Source organism: Sediminimonas qiaohouensis DSM 21189, from assembly GCF_000423645.1.
Classification (GTDB): domain Bacteria; phylum Pseudomonadota; class Alphaproteobacteria; order Rhodobacterales; family Rhodobacteraceae; genus Sediminimonas; species Sediminimonas qiaohouensis.
In genome coordinates this window covers 69,972-86,338 of the sequence record NZ_AUIJ01000003.1, presented here as the reverse complement: position 1 = coordinate 86,338, position 16,367 = coordinate 69,972, and the positions used below count along the sequence as shown (strand labels likewise).

Annotated in this window: 16 protein-coding genes; 10 read left to right on the top strand and 6 right to left on the bottom strand. The window is 62.9% G+C overall.

The window, feature by feature from the left end; genetic code table 11:
- The first annotated feature begins 1 nt into the window (after position 1).
- From G568_RS0104540 to G568_RS20205, 9 genes are all read left to right on the top strand, one after another.
- Entirely contained in the window at positions 2-304 is a 303-nt protein-coding gene (locus tag G568_RS0104540) for an urease subunit gamma (RefSeq protein ID WP_026756912.1), read from the top strand.
- A gap of 26 nt (positions 305-330) precedes the next feature.
- Positions 331-495, top strand: a complete 165-nt coding sequence (locus G568_RS18270; protein ID WP_157084287.1) for a peptidase M23 — start codon at positions 331-333, stop codon at positions 493-495.
- A complete protein-coding gene (locus G568_RS0104530) occupies positions 492-797 on the top strand; it encodes an urease subunit beta (protein WP_026756911.1) in 306 nt (101 codons plus the stop codon). Before G568_RS18270 ends, G568_RS0104530 begins: the two co-directional genes overlap by 4 nt.
- Positions 797-2,509, top strand: a complete 1,713-nt coding sequence (gene ureC / locus G568_RS0104525; protein ID WP_026756910.1) for an urease subunit alpha — start codon at positions 797-799, stop codon at positions 2,507-2,509. Before G568_RS0104530 ends, ureC begins: the two co-directional genes overlap by 1 nt.
- A 9-nt stretch (positions 2,510-2,518) precedes the next feature.
- Positions 2,519-2,992, top strand: coding sequence for an urease accessory protein UreE (locus G568_RS0104520; protein WP_026756909.1), 474 nt, complete (start codon positions 2,519-2,521; stop codon positions 2,990-2,992).
- Positions 2,982-3,626, top strand: coding sequence for an urease accessory protein UreF (locus tag G568_RS0104515; protein WP_026756908.1), 645 nt, complete (start codon positions 2,982-2,984; stop codon positions 3,624-3,626). The genes G568_RS0104520 and G568_RS0104515 overlap by 11 nt, the downstream gene beginning before the upstream one ends.
- Positions 3,623-4,246, top strand: a complete 624-nt coding sequence (gene ureG / locus G568_RS0104510; RefSeq protein ID WP_026756907.1) for an urease accessory protein UreG — start codon at positions 3,623-3,625, stop codon at positions 4,244-4,246. Before G568_RS0104515 ends, ureG begins: the two co-directional genes overlap by 4 nt.
- A gap of 344 nt (positions 4,247-4,590) precedes the next feature.
- Positions 4,591-6,036, top strand: a complete 1,446-nt coding sequence (locus tag G568_RS0104505; protein ID WP_026756906.1) for a DUF6538 domain-containing protein — start codon at positions 4,591-4,593, stop codon at positions 6,034-6,036.
- A 62-nt stretch (positions 6,037-6,098) separates the two neighbouring features.
- Entirely contained in the window at positions 6,099-6,269 is a 171-nt protein-coding gene (locus G568_RS20205; RefSeq protein ID WP_157084285.1) for a hypothetical protein, read from the top strand.
- Positions 6,270-6,587: 318 nt separating this feature from the next.
- On the opposite strand, the gene G568_RS0104495 is transcribed toward G568_RS20205, so the two are convergent.
- From G568_RS0104495 to G568_RS18260, 6 genes are all read right to left on the bottom strand, one after another.
- A complete protein-coding gene (locus G568_RS0104495; protein ID WP_026756905.1) occupies positions 6,588-8,882 on the bottom strand; it encodes an AAA family ATPase in 2,295 nt (764 codons plus the stop codon).
- A 51-nt stretch (positions 8,883-8,933) separates the two neighbouring features.
- A complete protein-coding gene (locus G568_RS20200; RefSeq protein ID WP_157084282.1) occupies positions 8,934-9,113 on the bottom strand; it encodes a hypothetical protein in 180 nt (59 codons plus the stop codon).
- Between the two features lie 27 nt (positions 9,114-9,140).
- A complete protein-coding gene (locus G568_RS0104490) occupies positions 9,141-11,822 on the bottom strand; it encodes a DEAD/DEAH box helicase (RefSeq protein ID WP_026756904.1) in 2,682 nt (893 codons plus the stop codon).
- A 2-nt stretch (positions 11,823-11,824) separates the two neighbouring features.
- On the bottom strand, positions 11,825-13,393 hold the full coding sequence (locus G568_RS0104485; RefSeq protein WP_026756903.1) for a site-specific DNA-methyltransferase: 1,569 nt from the start codon (positions 13,391-13,393) through the stop codon (positions 11,825-11,827).
- Between the two features lie 253 nt (positions 13,394-13,646).
- On the bottom strand, positions 13,647-14,594 hold the full coding sequence (locus G568_RS18265; protein WP_037373679.1) for a toll/interleukin-1 receptor domain-containing protein: 948 nt from the start codon (positions 14,592-14,594) through the stop codon (positions 13,647-13,649).
- Between the two features lie 77 nt (positions 14,595-14,671).
- Positions 14,672-14,911 carry a hypothetical protein gene (locus tag G568_RS18260; protein WP_157084280.1) on the bottom strand — a complete coding sequence of 80 codons (240 nt, stop codon included), beginning with the start codon at positions 14,909-14,911 and terminating at the stop codon, positions 14,672-14,674.
- A 233-nt stretch (positions 14,912-15,144) separates the two neighbouring features.
- Here G568_RS18260 and G568_RS18255 point away from each other — a divergent pair, with 233 nt between their 5' ends.
- A complete protein-coding gene (locus G568_RS18255) occupies positions 15,145-16,341 on the top strand; it encodes a MobA/MobL family protein (protein ID WP_051202747.1) in 1,197 nt (398 codons plus the stop codon).
- Positions 16,342-16,367: the final 26 nt, after the last annotated feature.

Below are 16,367 nucleotides of genomic sequence, written 5' to 3'. Positions count from 1 at the left end.
CATGAAACTCACCCCCCGTGAGAAAGACAAGCTGATGGTGGCGATGGCAGCCGAGGTCGCCCGGCGGCGCCTTGCGCGCGGCGTCAAGCTCAACCACCCCGAGGCGATCGCGTTGATCACCGACGCGGTGGTCGAGGGCGCGCGCGACGGCCGCCCGGTGTCCGAGATGATGACCGCCGGCGCGCAGGTGATCCGGCGCGAGGATTGCATGGAGGGCGTCCCCGAAATGATTGGCGAAGTCCAAGTCGAGGCGACGTTCCCCGATGGCACCAAACTCGTCACCGTTCACGATCCAATCCGATGATGGCCAATCCGATGAAGGAGCCCCACATGAGACAGCTTTTCCTGACCCTGCCCGCCCTGCTGGTCGCACATCCCGCCGCCGCCCACGGGGGCGCGCACACGCACCCGCACGATGGCGCGCAGTGGCTGGCGGTGACATCCGCACTGGTCGTGGCGGCGCTGATCGCGCTGGCGTGGAGCAGGCGCAAATGATCCCCGGAGAGGTATTTGCGGCCGACGGCATGCTGACGCTCAACGCGGGCCGGCCGGTTACGGTGCTGATGATTGCCAACACCGGCGACCGGCCCGTGCAGGTGGGCAGCCACTACCACTTTGCCGAGGCCAATAGCGCGTTGGAGTTCGACCGCGCGGCGGCGCGCGGCCTGCGGCTCGACATCGTATCCGGCGCGGCGGTTCGGTTCGAGCCCGGCCAGCGCCGCGAGGTGGCGCTGATCCCGATCGCGGGGGCGCGCCGGGTCTTCGGGTTCAATCAGCAGATCATGGGAGAGCTGTGATGCCCGCCACGATCCCCCGCAGCGACCACGCCGCGATGTTCGGCCCGACCACCGGCGACCGGCTGCGGCTGGCCGATACCGAGCTGGTGATCGAGGTCGAGCGCGACCTGACCGGCCCCTACGGCGAAGAGGTCAAGTTCGGCGGCGGCAAGGTGATCCGCGACGGCATGGGCCAAAGCCAGGCCACGCGCGCCGGCGGCGCGGTTGACACGGTCATCACCAACGCGCTGATCCTCGATCACTGCGGTATCCTGAAGGCCGACATCGGTCTGCGCGACGGCCGCATCGCCGGCATCGGCAAGGCGGGCAATCCCGACACCCAGCCCGGCGTCGACATCGTGATCGGCCCCGGGACCGAGGTGATCGCCGGCGAGGGCCGGATCCTGACGGCTGGCGGCGTCGACAGCCACATCCATTTCATCTGCCCCCAGCAGATCGAGGACGCGCTGCACTCGGGGATCACCACGATGCTGGGCGGCGGCACCGGGCCGGCCCACGGCACGCTGGCCACGACCTGCACGCCAGGGCCGTGGCACATCGGCCGGATGCTCCAGGCCGCCGACGCTTTCCCGATGAACCTTGGCTTTGCCTGTAAGGGCAATGCCTCGCAACCCGGGGCGCTGGTGGAACAGGTCGAGGGCGGGGCCTGCGCGCTCAAGCTGCACGAGGACTGGGGCACCACGCCGGGCGCCATCGACTGCTGCCTGTCGGTGGCCGATGACCACGACGTGCAGGTGATGATCCACACCGACACCCTCAACGAGTCGGGCTTTGTCGAGACATCGGTCGCGGCGATGAAGGGCCGGACAATTCACGCCTTCCACACCGAGGGCGCGGGCGGCGGGCACGCTCCCGACATCATCCGCATCTGCGGCGAGGAACACGTATTGCCGTCCTCGACCAACCCGACGCGGCCCTATACCGCCAACACCATCGAAGAGCATCTCGATATGCTCATGGTGTGCCACCACCTGGATAAGCGGGTGCCCGAGGACGTGGCCTTTGCCGAAAGCCGCATCCGCCGCGAAACCATCGCGGCCGAGGACATCCTGCACGACATGGGCGCCTTTTCGATCATCGCCTCGGACAGCCAGGCCATGGGCCGGGTGGGCGAGGTGATCATCCGCACGTGGCAGACCGCCGACAAGATGCGCAAACAGCGCGGGCGCCTGGCCGACGAGGCGGGCGACAACGACAACCTGCGCGCCCGCCGCTACGTGGCCAAATACACGATCAACCCGGCGATCGCGCAAGGCATCGGGCACGAGACCGGCTCAGTGGAGGTGGGCAAGCGCGCCGATCTGGTGCTGTGGGATCCGGCGTTTTTCGGGGTCAAGCCCGAGATGGTACTGATCGGCGGCACCATCGCGATGGCGCAGATGGGCGATCCCAACGCCTCTATCCCGACGCCGCAGCCGGTTTATTCGCGACCGATGTTTGGCGCCCACGGCCGCAGCGTCGAGAATTCGGCGGTGAGTTTCGTCTCGTCCGCGGCGCAGGCGGCTGGCATTCGCGGCGCGCTTGGGCTGAGAAAGCAGACCCTGTCGGTGCGGGGCACCCGCGGGATCGGCAAGCGCGACCTCGTGCTCAATGACGCGCTACCCCGGATCGAGGTGAACCCCGAAACTTACGAGGTGCGCGCCGACGGCGAGTTGCTGACCTGCGAACCCGCCAAGACACTGCCGATGGCGCAACGCTATTTCCTGTTCTGAGGACCGACCATGACCGAGCTGCCCCTCGCCCAGACCCTGAAGCGCGCCGGCGACTGGACCGGCGGAGCCGAGACTTGCACGCTGGACTACGACGCGCGGTTCCTTCGCCGCAAACGGATGACCACCGACGGGGGCGCAGAGTTCCTTGTCGATCTGCAGCAGACCGTGTCGCTGGAGGACGGCGATGCCCTGATCCTCGCCGATGGGGGCGCGGTGTGCATTCGCGCCGCCACGGAACCCGTGTTCATCGTCACCGGGGCCAACCTCGCGCGGCTGGCATGGCACATCGGCAACCGCCACACGCCCTGCCAGGTCGAGGCCGACCGCCTTGTGATCCGCCGCGATCCGGTGATCGGGCACATGTTGAATCATCTCGGCGCCACCGTGACCGAGGGCCAGGCCCCCTTCCGCCCCGAGGCCGGCGCCTACGGCCATGGGCGCACCCATTCGCACGCCCACGGGGCGACGGCGCATGCCGTGTGACGCGGATGTGCTGACGCTGGCGCAATGGCTCTCGCCGGCGTACCCGGTGGGGGCTTTCGCCTATTCGCACGGGCTGGAGTCCGCGGTGGCCGACGGGCGCTTGCGCGGTGCGCATGAGTTGGAAGCGTGGCTGCACGACGTGATCGGCCACGGCACGGGGCGCAGCGACTGCATGCTTCTGGGCGCCGCGCACCGGGCGGCGCCGGCGCAGTGGCCCGAGATCGACGAGGCCGCCCGCGCCTTTGCCGCCGGCCGCGAACGCCTGCTTGAGGCCGAGGCGCAGGGCCGTGCCTTTGCCGCCACTACAAACGCGATATGGGACCTTGCACTGCCGCCCCTGGTGCTGCCGGTGGCCGTGGGCGCCGCGGCTGGCCTGCGCGGGCTGCCCGCACCGCTGACGGGCGCGATGTACCTGCAGGCGATGGCCAGCAACCTGCTGCAGGCCGCGCAACGGCTGGCACCGATCGGCCAGACCGCGGGGCAGCGCATACTGGCCCACCTTACGCCGCTTTGCCGCGATGTCTCGGGCGAGGCGGTCGACGCGCCCCTCGATTCGTTGTCGAGCGCGGCGTTCCTGTCCGACATCGCCGCGATGCGGCACGAACCCATGGAACCGAGGATCTTTCGCACATGACATCTTTGAACGGGCCCCTGCGGGTCGGCATCGGCGGCCCCGTCGGCGCCGGCAAGACCACGCTGACCGCGCAGCTCGCCAAGGCGCTGCACCCTGGCTACGGCCTCGGCGTCATCACAAACGACATCTACACGCAGGAGGACGCCGAGGCGCTGATGCGCATGCAGGTGTTGCCCCGCGACCGGGTGATCGGGGTCGAAACCGGCGGCTGCCCGCACACGGCGATCCGCGAGGATGCCTCGATCAACCTTGCGGCCATCGCGCAGCTTGAGGCGCGGCATCCGGGCCTTGAGATCGTCCTGATCGAATCCGGCGGTGATAACCTTTCCGCGACCTTCAGCCCGGAACTGGCGGACATCACGCTCTATGTCATCGACGTGGCGGCGGGCGAGGACATCCCGCGCAAGGGCGGCCCGGCGATCACCCGCTCGGACCTGCTGATCGTCAACAAAACCGACCTCGCGCCACATGTCGGCGCCTCGCTTGAGGTGATGAAAGCCGATGCCGCGCGTATTCGTGAGGAGCGCCCCTTCGTGATGGCCGCCCTGCGCCATGGGCGGGGCGTCGAAGAGATCGTTGATGCGCTACTGCGCCTCGGCGGGCTTCGGCCCGCGGCCTGAGCCCGCAGCACCCGCGCCCGTAAGGACGGCACCAATTCAGTACGGAGGAGAGGATTCGCATCTGCCGCCCGATACCCCAATTTGTCGGGGTATTGGGTGGGGTCGCTTGGTCAGCCATGAGGAAAGCGCACCCGCCAAATGGACAAAAGCCCCTGTTTTAGGGGCATTTCGCGCGTCCATGTTGGGGAGAAATGGTGCCCAGGAGAGAATTATCGGCGGCGGAGACGCGATTTCCGCCGCCCTGAAAAAGCTCCCACTTCTCCGACACTTGGAGCCTGAACAGGTCGGATAACCGACAAAGACCGGCGGCTCCGTTGTGTGGCAAACTGTGGAGCACCTTTTTTATGAGCTTACCCAATTGCGTCGATGGCGTTGAGCGCCGTGGTAATGTCTACTACCTCCGCTGGCGGGTTCCTGCGGAATTCCGCACCGTAGAGCCCAGGACCGAAATCAATCAGTCCTTGAAAACCCGCGATGAAGCAGAGGCGAGAGCTGCTGCCTTCTTGAAAAAGAACGCGCTTCGGAAGGTTTGGAAGGCCCGCCTGCTGCAAGAAAACCAGGGGCCCTCGGCCGAGGCCTTCGAAGCTGCGGTGGCGCTGCTTAACGACCTTCAGCTGCCCTATATCCCGATCCAAGGCCTCTTGGCCGGGTCGCTCGAGGATCTGGTCGACAGGATCGAGAAGCTCGATGTCATTTCTGCAGACTCGCCCGTGATACCTGCGGCACTCGGGGTCTGCGACGTCCCCCACATAAAGATCCGCGATATGCCAGAGATCATGGAGGAGCGATGGGAGCACAAGGTGAAAGGGAAGCACCACGATCAGATGCGGCAGTGGCGCAACCGCTACAAGCACGCCGCACGAATCTTCTCTGAAGTCGTCTCGAACAAGAACGTGCATGAGATCACAGAGGACGACGCGCGGCGATACTACAATCATTGGCAGAATAGAGTGAATTCCGGGAGTATCTCGGATGACCAGGCCATCAAGCGCCTTCGGTATCTGAGGCAAATGATTGCCGAGTTTCATGAGCTTGCAGGGACTCTTCCGAGCCAGATTTTCAACCCGGTCGCCGGGTTCAAGATCAAATCGAGGCCGAAAAAGGACAGATCCTCAAACCAAGGAGGGAAGCCCGCGCTTCCTGTCGCATGGGTGCGAGACCTCGTCAGCGGCAGACTGACCGAAGTGATCGAAACCGATGAGCGTGTCGATATCGGGATTGTCGCTGCCGAAACGGGGTGCCGGCAGACTGAGATCGTTCACGTTCCGCCCGAGGACATCATCCTCAACCATCCAATCCCGCACTTACGGATCAGGTATGTCGAAGAGGGAGAGCACGCCCGCGACATCAAGAATCTCGCATCCATCAGGCTCGTTCCTCTCCTCGGCGCTGCACTCGAAGTAATGCGTCGCCATCCAGAGGGCTTCTCCCGGTATCGATCTAAAGGCAGTTTCTCAGGCGACATCAATAAGTTCATGAGGGACAATGGGCTCTTCCCCCCACATCCCGAAGGTGGAAAGCCCTATACCTTCGGCGGCACGAGGCACACCTGGGAAGAACGCGGCCGGGCTGCAGGCATGACAAACGAGGAACGAGCATTTCTCCTCGGCCATTCCGTCGGCAAGCTTCGTGGACGCCCGGTCTACGGCGACGGGCCGGAACTCAGGCTTCGCGCGCTCTATGCCGAGCTGGTCGCCTTTCCCACGGAGACGTGGCGACCGCGCCCACACGCAGAGATCTGGAGCCTCATCGAGGCCGAATTCAAGGCCCAAGGATATCGGGTCGAGTAAGCCTTTTCCGACCATTTCGAAACGATCCGACCTCCTCCGGAGGAAAGAGGAAGGATCGTTTCATGACTCCGGAAAGGCTCGAAGCCGCATACAAGATAATCTTGGAAATCCTCCGCGCCCGACCGGAGGATGGTCGCAAGCTCGTCCCCATCGCGCAGCACCTGGAACGCGAGCTTCAGGCGCTCCGGAGCGAGGAGGACGACTACGAGCGCTACATGCGAATGGGAGCCTGAGAGATGGGATTTCTGCTCGCGCGGAGCTTTCACGTCTCAGCTTCAGGGCCGGCGAGGGTCCAACAAACAGCCGCCGCATAGGTGGTTCGGGGACGGGGATTTGCCGGCTCGCCGGTCGATTTCATCTTTTCCTCGGCTCCGGCCTATCATGAGCCGCCGCGTGGGCGGATGAGAAGAACAGGGCGTCGGCTTCCGCATTCAGCTGCGCGGGCCGACGGCCTTTCCGCCCGTCGCTCACGCCACATTGCAACCATTCGAGCCATAGTCCGGCGCTGCGATGCATCTCCCGAAGCGGCCGTTCGAGCTTTAGGCTGCTCATCAATTCCTTGAACAGAAATTTAGGGTGCGCTCGGCGTATCCCACGAGTTCGGCATCGTTGATCGATACCGTCTGCCAAGCCGGGTTAGTGTCGTGATGAAAGCGGTTCGCGTAGGCCAATAGCTGCTTCAGCTCCTTAACGTTCGCTTCCGACAGTATCTCGTCCTGCCCTCCGAGTTTCTGCTCGCACTCGATCAGGAAGTTCCCGAGAAGGCGCTCCGGCGGACAGTAGGCGGGGCATGCGACCCGCATGTAGCTCTCGAGGATGTGCCGGAGAGCGGCAGCTACTTCGCGTTCCTTGGTATGATCGGCGCTATGAAGGTAGTCCCGAACGAGCTTGTGCCGTCGATCGTGCTCGGTCACCGCGTCCGCAGAAACGTCCCACGCAATGATCGTGGAGCCCGGGTTACCGCGCGCGATCCGAGCGGAAGAGCGGCCGTTCTTGTCAGCCGACGCCCACAGGTCGCAAAGGAAAGGTTTCGAGTGGGATAGCACAATGATCTGCCGGACTTGGTCGTACAGCTCCCGCATGACCTCCATGGTCGTCAGTGATCGGTGTTCGTCCAGGCTGGTCATCGGATCATCGATCACGAGGATCTTGTCGGCCAGGTTGCCGGCCTGCTCGAGCGACGAGAAGAAGAAGGCGAGAGCGAGTGTGTTTCGATCCCCCGCGCTAAGGGTGGTCCGGAATGACGGGCCGGCGCCGGCCGTCAACGGAACGTTCTCATTGTTGATGACCACGTGGTAGTTGGCGGCGGAGCCGCCGCGGTTGTTCACCGAGGTCACCGAACCGAGCCGGAAACCCGCGTTGAATTTCACGAGATAGTCATTGATGGAGACCTCGTAGGCCGGAAAGATTGTCTCGCGGTAATTGTCAAGTGCTTCTCGCGCCTTCGTCCTGGCCGCTTCCGTCCTGGCCTTCTCGGCCTTCTCTTTCAGATACTCATCGCATTTCGCCGCGACGTCCGGCAGAAAGCGAGCCTTGATAGCCTTCAGCCGCACGAGGTCGCCTTCCAACGCAGATATATCCGCGGACGCGGCTTGCTCTTTGACCGTCTTGATCGCCTCATTGCAGGCCAAGAAATTGTCAGAGGCCTCAGCCACCGACCTCCGCTGCGCTTCGAATGCCGCGACGGCTTCGGCGGCCTGATCGGGCAGCTGAAGGGGCTCGAGAGGCGAAGCCGCCTTGGCCCGAAGTATCTCAAGAACGCCTTCGCGGGCGGCTGTCCATGCGCGGACGACCGCCGCGGTATCGATTTGGATGTCCGGGATCGGTGTGAAGGCCTTCCAGAAGTCGCGGGTCTCCGAGGCGTCCCGCACAGATCGCTCGAAACCAGCCATCACCTCGCCGTCGTGGTCGGCCGCGACCCCTTGGCCGAGGGTTCGAATGTCTTCCTTCAGCTGGGTGTATGCTTCGCTGAAGTAGGCTTGATAGTGCGGGATCAGGGTGGAACCTGCAAGGTCCTGGGCGCAGAAAGGGCAAGACCTGTGATCGAGGCCCGTCGACGCCGCTTCAATCCGTGGCATGCCCTCAGCGACCCAGCTCTCTCCACCCCGGCCAAGCTTCCTCAGGTGGTCTCGCACTCGGGCTGCCGCGCCGGCTTCGAGGTCCGGGAGGCTTCTACTCAGCAAGTCGCGGATCCGGTCCAGATCGAAGCCTGGCAAATTGAGTGCCTGAAACGCCGCGCGCTGGTGAATCGCTCCGGCGGCCTTTGCGGCCGCCAGCCGCCGCTCGGATTCCTCGATCTCCTTTCCGATCTCCTTGTTCTGGCTGAGGCCACAAAAGGCATCGACATTGAAAGGACCGCGGGCCGCCGCTGGGATAGCTTCCTGCTTAGCACGAAGGTCCTTGTTGTGGTGCTCGATCCGTTCGACATGGCCTTGGAGCGCTCTGCTCAACGCAACGCCCTGCGCACCGAGGATCAGCTCGTGCAGGTTCTGTCGATGGCTGGTTTCGATCTCGATCCCGGAGCACACGTTCTCGGCGACGAATGCATCATCGAAGACGTGGATCTCGGGCTGGGTCGCGGACCAGGCGCCTTCCCTGAATATCGCCGGCGCGCCCGACAGCTGAATTATCACGTGAGGCTCGTGTTTGGCCTTCAAACGCTTTCGATTCTGGATCAAGGACGGATCACCTGATGCGAGAGATTTAAGGATGGCCGAGAGCGTCGTCTTGCCTCGACCGTTCTCCGCGTAGATCACCGAAAAAGGGGTCAGCGGCACCTGGGCGCCAGAGGAAGCATTATCGAATTGCCCAACATTCCGAAGTAGTGAAATTTGCTCGATCGTCATTTCTGATCTCATGCCGTGTGCTTGCTGTATTTTTATAGCCCTCATAGCGGCTCAGTGCGAGCCTTCGCCATTTCCATGGCGAATTTTCATGTCGCGCGGCCAAGGGTACGGTTTCCGGCTCATCGTGACGGAGAAAAGGGCATGCAAAGAATTCTGCTGCGAGTGTCCGTTTTCGTCGACTTCATTCGGATCGTTCGCCAGACCAGCGAACGGCCGCTCCCCGCCTTCCATGACATCTCTATAGCAACGTCGGCCTTGTCAACTCGCCGCGACTGCATTCCTCATCTGATCCGCCATCTCAACGCCGTGGGCCACCTTGCGCACCATGAGGAATACGTTTCCCGTGGTGCGGGCCCAGATATTTCCGATCGCGTTCTTTTCGCGGGCCTCTGGAGCGCCGATGAGGTGCTCGCCCTTGTATTCAACGACGAAAATTCGGCCGTCACGGAGCCGCGCTACGAAGTCGGGGTAGAACCGCCGGCCGATCCGGGGCAGCGAAAAGGAATTGCGGTGCCGCGCCACGTTCCGCACCCAGACCTCGACCTCATCGAGGCTGTCGAGGCTCCAAGCACACTGGAATTCCTCGCCGTTTAGGTCTCCATCGATGAGCGGCGCCCGGTCGGCCCCGAGCAAGTGGCGCTTGAACCGAAAGGCTCCGATCGTTTGCGTAGGAACGTTCTGGTAGATCGTGTCGTCGAACCTAACGACGCGGCTGTCGGTCCAGGTCGGTTTCGCCTGATCATCGAACAAAGCCATCTGGTGCGCTCGGGTCTTTTCCTCGTCGCGAATCGCCTGGATTTTCCACCGGATGCGCGCCGCGATCTGGTGCTGCCAGTCGATCAGTGTCCGGATACTGACCTCCCTGTTCGTGACAAGGTCAACCACCACGGCGGCGATCCAAGGCAGCATCTCGGCTTGGGGTATGTCCGGCACCCGACATTCCCGCTCCAGCCATTGTACGAGCGATGCCTCGAGGTCGGCTTCCGTTGGAGCATGCAGGCCCGATAGGATCGGCTGCTCTTCAGTCATGCGGCTGTAAACCAGCTTTTCGCCTTCGAGGTCGATCTCGATGACGTCCTGTGACCGGTGGAAGCTCAGCTCCTGTTCAGTCAGCCGTGCGGGATGGCGATCCAAGGACCAGTCGACGCGCTCCATGATCGCGTCGGTCTCGGCGAGGAAGGTCTCGCCCGCCATCTCCACCAGAAGCTGGGGGATCTCGATGACGTAGCCTTTCTGGGCCAGCGTGCGGCTGGCCTCAACGGTTGCCCGGTGCTTTTTGAGTTGGGCATCGAAGTGGGCGTGATCCTTCTCAGGAGTCATCTCGCGGACCCCTTGGGCGACCTCGTCGGTCACCTCACCCTTGACGCCGACGACCAACGTGCCGTCATCGCGGTGAATGTAATCGACGCCAGCATCTTGCATCCCATTGAGGCGCTCACGAGCATCCTCGCTGTCCGGAACCGTGAACTGGAGGACCGGCTTCGGACGTACAGGATCCGGATCAAAGAGCTCCCCCTGGTCATTCTGCTCCACACCACGAGGCTTCAGTGACTCTCGCACCTCCTCGTCCGTGAACCCCATATCGATCAGCTTGTCCGTCAACGCCTGGGCTGCCTCTCGGAACGATGGCTCCGAGACATGAGCGTAGGCGCAGTTCAGGGCCGCGTCCTTCCGGCGTGCCGCATAGGGCATCCGCAGGACCCGCCCCAGAAGCTGCTCAACAGCGCTCCGACTCTGGAGCCTCTGGGTAGCGCAGAGGACATAGGCCGAGGGGCAGTCCCAGCCCTCCTTCAACGCGTCCACGGTGATCACGTGGCGGGTCTGTTCCGCGGGATCACGCAGGTTGACGCCGTCCAGCTCGCGCTGCTCCCCGGTGGCAATCTTGATCCGGTCCTCCAGGATGAGCTTCTCTTCGATAAGGTATTTCTTCAGCTCCGCCACCGTCGGGTGACCATTCCGCGCCTGCGCTTGGTAGAGCACCACCGGCCGGATATGATCTCTGTCCCTCTTCGCCTTCTCCTCCAGCATGTTCCGCGTCGCCACGGCACCCGTGACTGCCTCTCGCCAGTCATCATGCGGCCGGACACGGATCGGGAGCTTGATCATCTCCTCGTCCTTCAGCGCGCTCGCTGTGACGGAGTGCAGGATATTGTTGCGGTTCTTCGGTGTCGCGGTGAACTCAACGATGGCGGCCGGCCGGATTCGGGCCTGCACCTCGCGGGTCAGGCCTGATACGGCGTTGTGCGCCTCGTCCACGATCATCAGGGGCCGCTGGTGATAGAGCAGGTTGGCAAAGGAAAACTTCACCGCCCCCTCGGTCAGCATATCGTTCTCGGCCGCTTCCTCGGGCGAGACGACCTCCATACCCTCAGTAGGCACGCCGGAAAAATGGGGCTCCAGCTCTTCGTGGTGGGAATAGACCTTGCGGCCGGAGGTATTCGCCACCCGAAAGGCCTGAATCGTGGAGACGACAATGCACGCCGACCGCGACAGGTCCTGCGGGCGCAGCATCTCGAACTCGGTGATATCGAAGACGCGGACATGGCCGCCGAAATTTTCATCAAGCCTGCGACGGTAAGGATGCGTCCGGTCCTTCAAGGCCTCCAGCGTCTGGGTCTTGATTGCGTCCGACGGCACGAACCAGAGCGTCAGGGGCCAGGTCCGGCGCAGGTAGCTGCGGGTGGCCAGACGGATCGTCTCGGCCGCCAGCAGGGTCTTGCCGCCGCCGGTCGGCAGGCGCAGGCAGACATAAGGCACGTCAGGAAGCGCCTCGAGCGACTTGTAGGCCCGTGGCTCCGGTTTCCACCCCTCGAGCCGGGCAAGCTTCTCCTGCTCCTCCACGGCGTGCTGGAAGGCATCGGACGGGCCAGTGGCGAGGGCACGGGCGAAGAAAGCGTCGAGCGTATCCAGCGTGTCTTTCTGGTAGGTCTTGAGCTGCATGGTCACGTCCTCGCCGAGATGTCGTAAGGGGTCTGGCGGAACAGGATGCCCTGATCCTTCAGGGTGGCTTCGGACAGGCGGCAGGCGGCGCCGTAGACGACCAGATCACCCTCGAAGTCCGGCGCGACCGCGGCGAGGTCGTCGCGGATCAGCTTCAGCACTGCGCGTGTCAGGACATTGCCGCCCCCGGCGCTGCGGTCCTTCAGGATACCGTTGTAGAGCAGGGCCACGGCACGCTCGTCATGGACGCCGAGCAAAGGCCCGGCCGGCGTGTCGGTCATCGGTTGCCGGGTCTCGGAGAACCAGACGTGACGGGCAAGGTCGGCGAAGCGGATCGCCGGATCGATCCGGCCGTCCTCGTCGAAGACCTCGGGGCCGAGGGTGCAGAAGCGGAAGCCGCCGCCGCCCTCCCATCCGACATCCTTCGAGATGCCGCCCTGTTCGCCCTCGATGACCTTCTGCAGGCGCAGGGCGCAGTGGGTGCGGGCATGCTCGCCCATCTCGACCCCGATCCATCGGCGGCCCATCTTGTGCGCGACGGCCGCCGTGGTGCCGGAGCCGAGGAAGCTGTCGAGGACGAGGTCTCCAGGAGTGGTGGCGATATGGAGGATCCGCGAGATTAGCTTCTCTGGTTTAATCGTATCGATCGGCTGTACATTCGGGAGCAGTTCTCTCGCGTGAGCTTTCGCCTGCCGGGTGGTGTGTTCATTTGTCCATATGGTCTCGTTGGGACGTTTTGGATCACTGCTCGCGAATTCTCGGCTGTATGGAACCCAGACGATTTTGCCCTGCCTTTCTCGCTGCTTCCAGATAAGACGGCCTTCCTTGCGCAGTTGGTCAACTCCCTTCTTGCCGAAGGCCCAGTTGGCTTCACGCCCATCGTCGTGAATTGGCCATGCGTCCGTTCCATCTGGAGCTTCGATTGGAAAAAACATTGTCGGTCTGTCAGCCCGCAAAGAGTTCTTTCCATTCTTCTTAATCAGGCGGTCACGGTGGGGACGCGGCTCTTCGTCGGTCACGCGATAAGAATCAAGGAGCCCTTCATCGCTCTTTTGTCGGAAACCAGCCTGCTCAGAATTCTTTTCATAGACGAGAACGAATTCATGGTCCGGTGTAATTGGGACCTTGTTATCGTTCGGGCTGTCCACTTTCCTCCAGATGAAGGTGCACCGAAAATTCCTTCGGCCGAATAGTTCGTCCATGACGACCTTCAGGTAGTGACCTTCGCGATCATCGATCGACACCCAGATCGACCCGTCCTCGCTCAGGAACTCGCGCAGCAGCATCAAGCGGGGTACGACCATGGCCAGCCACTTCGCGTGCTCGAGGCTGTCGTCGTAATGCTCGAAGGCCGACCGGGTGTTGTAGGGCGGGTCAATGTAGATGCACTTCACGCGGCCCGCGTAGAAGGGCAAGAGTGCCTTCAGCGCCTCGAGGTTGTCGCCCTGCACCAGCAACCCCTCGTCGCCGTCTCCGAAGCTCAGGTCGGGCACCTCGTCGAGCAGCCGATACGGCACTCGATCCGCCGCCCGCAGATCCTCATCCCTCGTCAACCAGTGCAGAAGCGGCATGCCCGTCCCTTTTCTTGCCACCCGGATCTTCGCGGCCCGGCTCGTCGTCGGCAGGATAGGGGATGAGTGTGTCGGGGGGAAGCAATCAGGTAGAATTCATTCCCAGCCGCGACGAATATCGATCCGATTGCATTTCGGGCAATGAATACTGGACGTCGGCCGCTTTTCCTGTCGAGCCTCTTGTTTTTCGTCTTCACTCAGCACCTCGGCCGAGAAACGATGGCCGCAATTATTGCACCGGAATGGGATCGTCTCAGGCAAGGCTCACCCCCGCTTGCTCGAGGAATTCTGTCCAAAGGCTCTCTGCCGCCTGATGCGGCGTCATGCGATCTTCCTGGTTGCCCCGCATGAAGTTCATCGTGGCCGTCAGGAACATCTCATACTCATCGTGCTCAACGTTGAAGCCGCCATTGGAAGTATTGTCCGCCGCGTCTTCAGCGTAGACATAGGAGATGTCTCCGAAACCGTGGCCGCCCGTCGAGCATCGAATAGTAATGTGCGCGGTCCCGCCCTGTATCCGGCTCCGATTCACCACGGTGCAGGAGAATTTCTTGTCGGACCTCGCCGTGAACCGACCACGGAGTTCCTCGAGGGCATCCAGTTCGGCCGCTGCCTGCTCGAAATAGCTCCGGATCTCATCGAATGCTCGATCTCGGAAGTCACTCCGGTCGATGTCGTCGAAGTGCCGCTGGACCCGATACTTCCGTGGTGGCTCGCCCGAACGGGTTGCACCCCCCGGTTCCGGCTGCGCCGACGCCGGCGCCTGTTCCATGTCATCGAGGACGCGTGCAACTTCTTCGACAATGTTCAAGAACGCGGTGTTCTCATTGGTCCAATTGCTGATCGGCTTCCCGTCCTTGGGCAGCGCCTTGAGCTTCTTGAACGGGCTCGACTTCCAGTAGCAGTCTTCCACTATGATCGGGATTACTCGTGCTGTTCCCTCCTCGTGGCGCTCCATTGCCCGGGTCATCTCGGTGTCCATGCAGTAATCTGAGTTCAGGAAATCGGGGCTGATGAGCAGGAAGACTATGTCGCAGGCCTCCAACTCCGCCGAGATCTCCCCGCCGATTTCGCCGCCGGCCCGAATCTCGCGGTCATACCAGGTTCCGATACGTCCATCCCGACGAAGGGGAGACAGGTGGGTCTTCAGCCTTTCCAGCGTGCCCTCATCGCGGTGGGAGTAGGAAACAAAGATCTTCATAATGGCGCCTGTTCGTTATTTGTTCTGGACAATACAGATCGCCATGGAGACCGTCAACGGCGCCGCCGGATTAGAGATCACTCGTCTGAAAGCCCCAAAAACTGACGGTCCCTCTGGTTCTTGATCATGGCGTCGATGGCCGCCTTCACCCGCCTTTCGTTCTCGGGAGACAGCGTGGCGAGGTAAGCAAAGAACGCGCCGCCATAGATGATCTTCCTGCGGGTTTCGGCGCGCCTCTCTTCCTCCTTCGCTTTCTGCATCAGGTCGGATCGGCGTGCCTTCTTCTGTTCGATCTCGCGATCCAGCGCCTCGATCATCTTTCGGCTTCGCGACATCCCTTGGTTCCTTTCATCGTGAATCTCGAAGGGGATGTCGTGCCCGGGTCGGCGCTTCGCTCGAAGTTTCTTGCGACCAAGAATGATTGCGGTGGTTTCGGAACCTGACGACCCAGGAGGTCGGAAGGCGCAATTACGCAAACTCCGTTTGCCGCGCGCCTGCAGCGGGCCTTTTTTCGTAGCGGGATCCCGGCCGCGGCCTGATCTCCCTCGGCATGAGACACGCTGCATGCCATTTTTCCATCTCACCACTGACTCGTGGCAAGACCGCCGGGGCCGTTGCCCGGGCCGCCTACATCGGGCGCTACCGCCTGCACGATGAGCGGACCGGGCAGACCTTCTCCTACACCCGCCGGGGCGGGCTGCTGGAGGAGGGGACGGTCAACTGGAGCGGGGGCATTGAGCGCCTCTGGAACCAGGTCGAGCGCTCCGAAACCCGCAAGAACTCGCGGCTGGCAAGAGAGATCAAGGTGGCGCTTCCTGTCGAGCTGCCGCTCGACGAGATGCGCCGGGTTGTCCATGGATACTGCTGCAATTTGGCCGACCGGTATGGACTGGCTGCGCAGTGGGTCATCCACGCATCGAAGTTTCACGACAGTGACGACGGCAGGCGCGTCGAGCGCCTCTATCGGCAGGGGAGTATGGACTGGGAAGAGTATCTCGGCATCCTCTCGGACCCCGCACGCACCAACCGAAATTTCCACGCGCACATCCTGATATCTAATCGGAAGAAGGACCGCGACACCGGAGTTTTCAATGAGAAGATCCGATGTCTGGACCATGCCAGAACCGGCCCTGAAGAAATCCAGAATATGCGGGACGAGTGGGAAATTCGCGCAAACTCCGCCCTGAAGCGCGTAGGTGCGGATGTGCGGATCGACCTGCGGTCCAACGAAGCCATGGCGGCTGCAGGACATGCGCCGGACGGTTTGGTCGTGCAACCGCATGTCGGGCCAAGGGCAAGCCACGGCGCCGCGCCCAACTACCCGCGCCGTGTGAAGGCGCGGAAAGAAATCCGGAAGCACAACGCTGGGATCTGGGTCGCCTGGGAGCAGCGCCGCGCTCTCGAACGGGAGCGGGCGCGGCTCGAGGCGTCTGAGCGGGTTGCGGCGGAGCGGGAAGCGGCCCGCAAGGCCGAGGCCGCTGCGGAGAAGCGCAAGATCGCCGAGGCGCGTACGGAACAGGAGGCACAAGTGGCAGCGCGTGAGGCGGTGCACATCTCATCCCCGCGGGGAGGATACGAAGACGTCATTGCTATGGCGCAGAGTGGCGCGAAGATGGAAATGCCTCCCGGCGAGGACCTCGAAATCGACCCCGAGACCCATCATTATGAAGGGTCGACGACCCCGTTCCAGAAAGCGATCAAGGTCAGGAGGCGCGTCACGGTCAGGGAGCGCGTGAGATCTCGCTGAAGATCGGCCCTCGCTGGAGTCGCGGC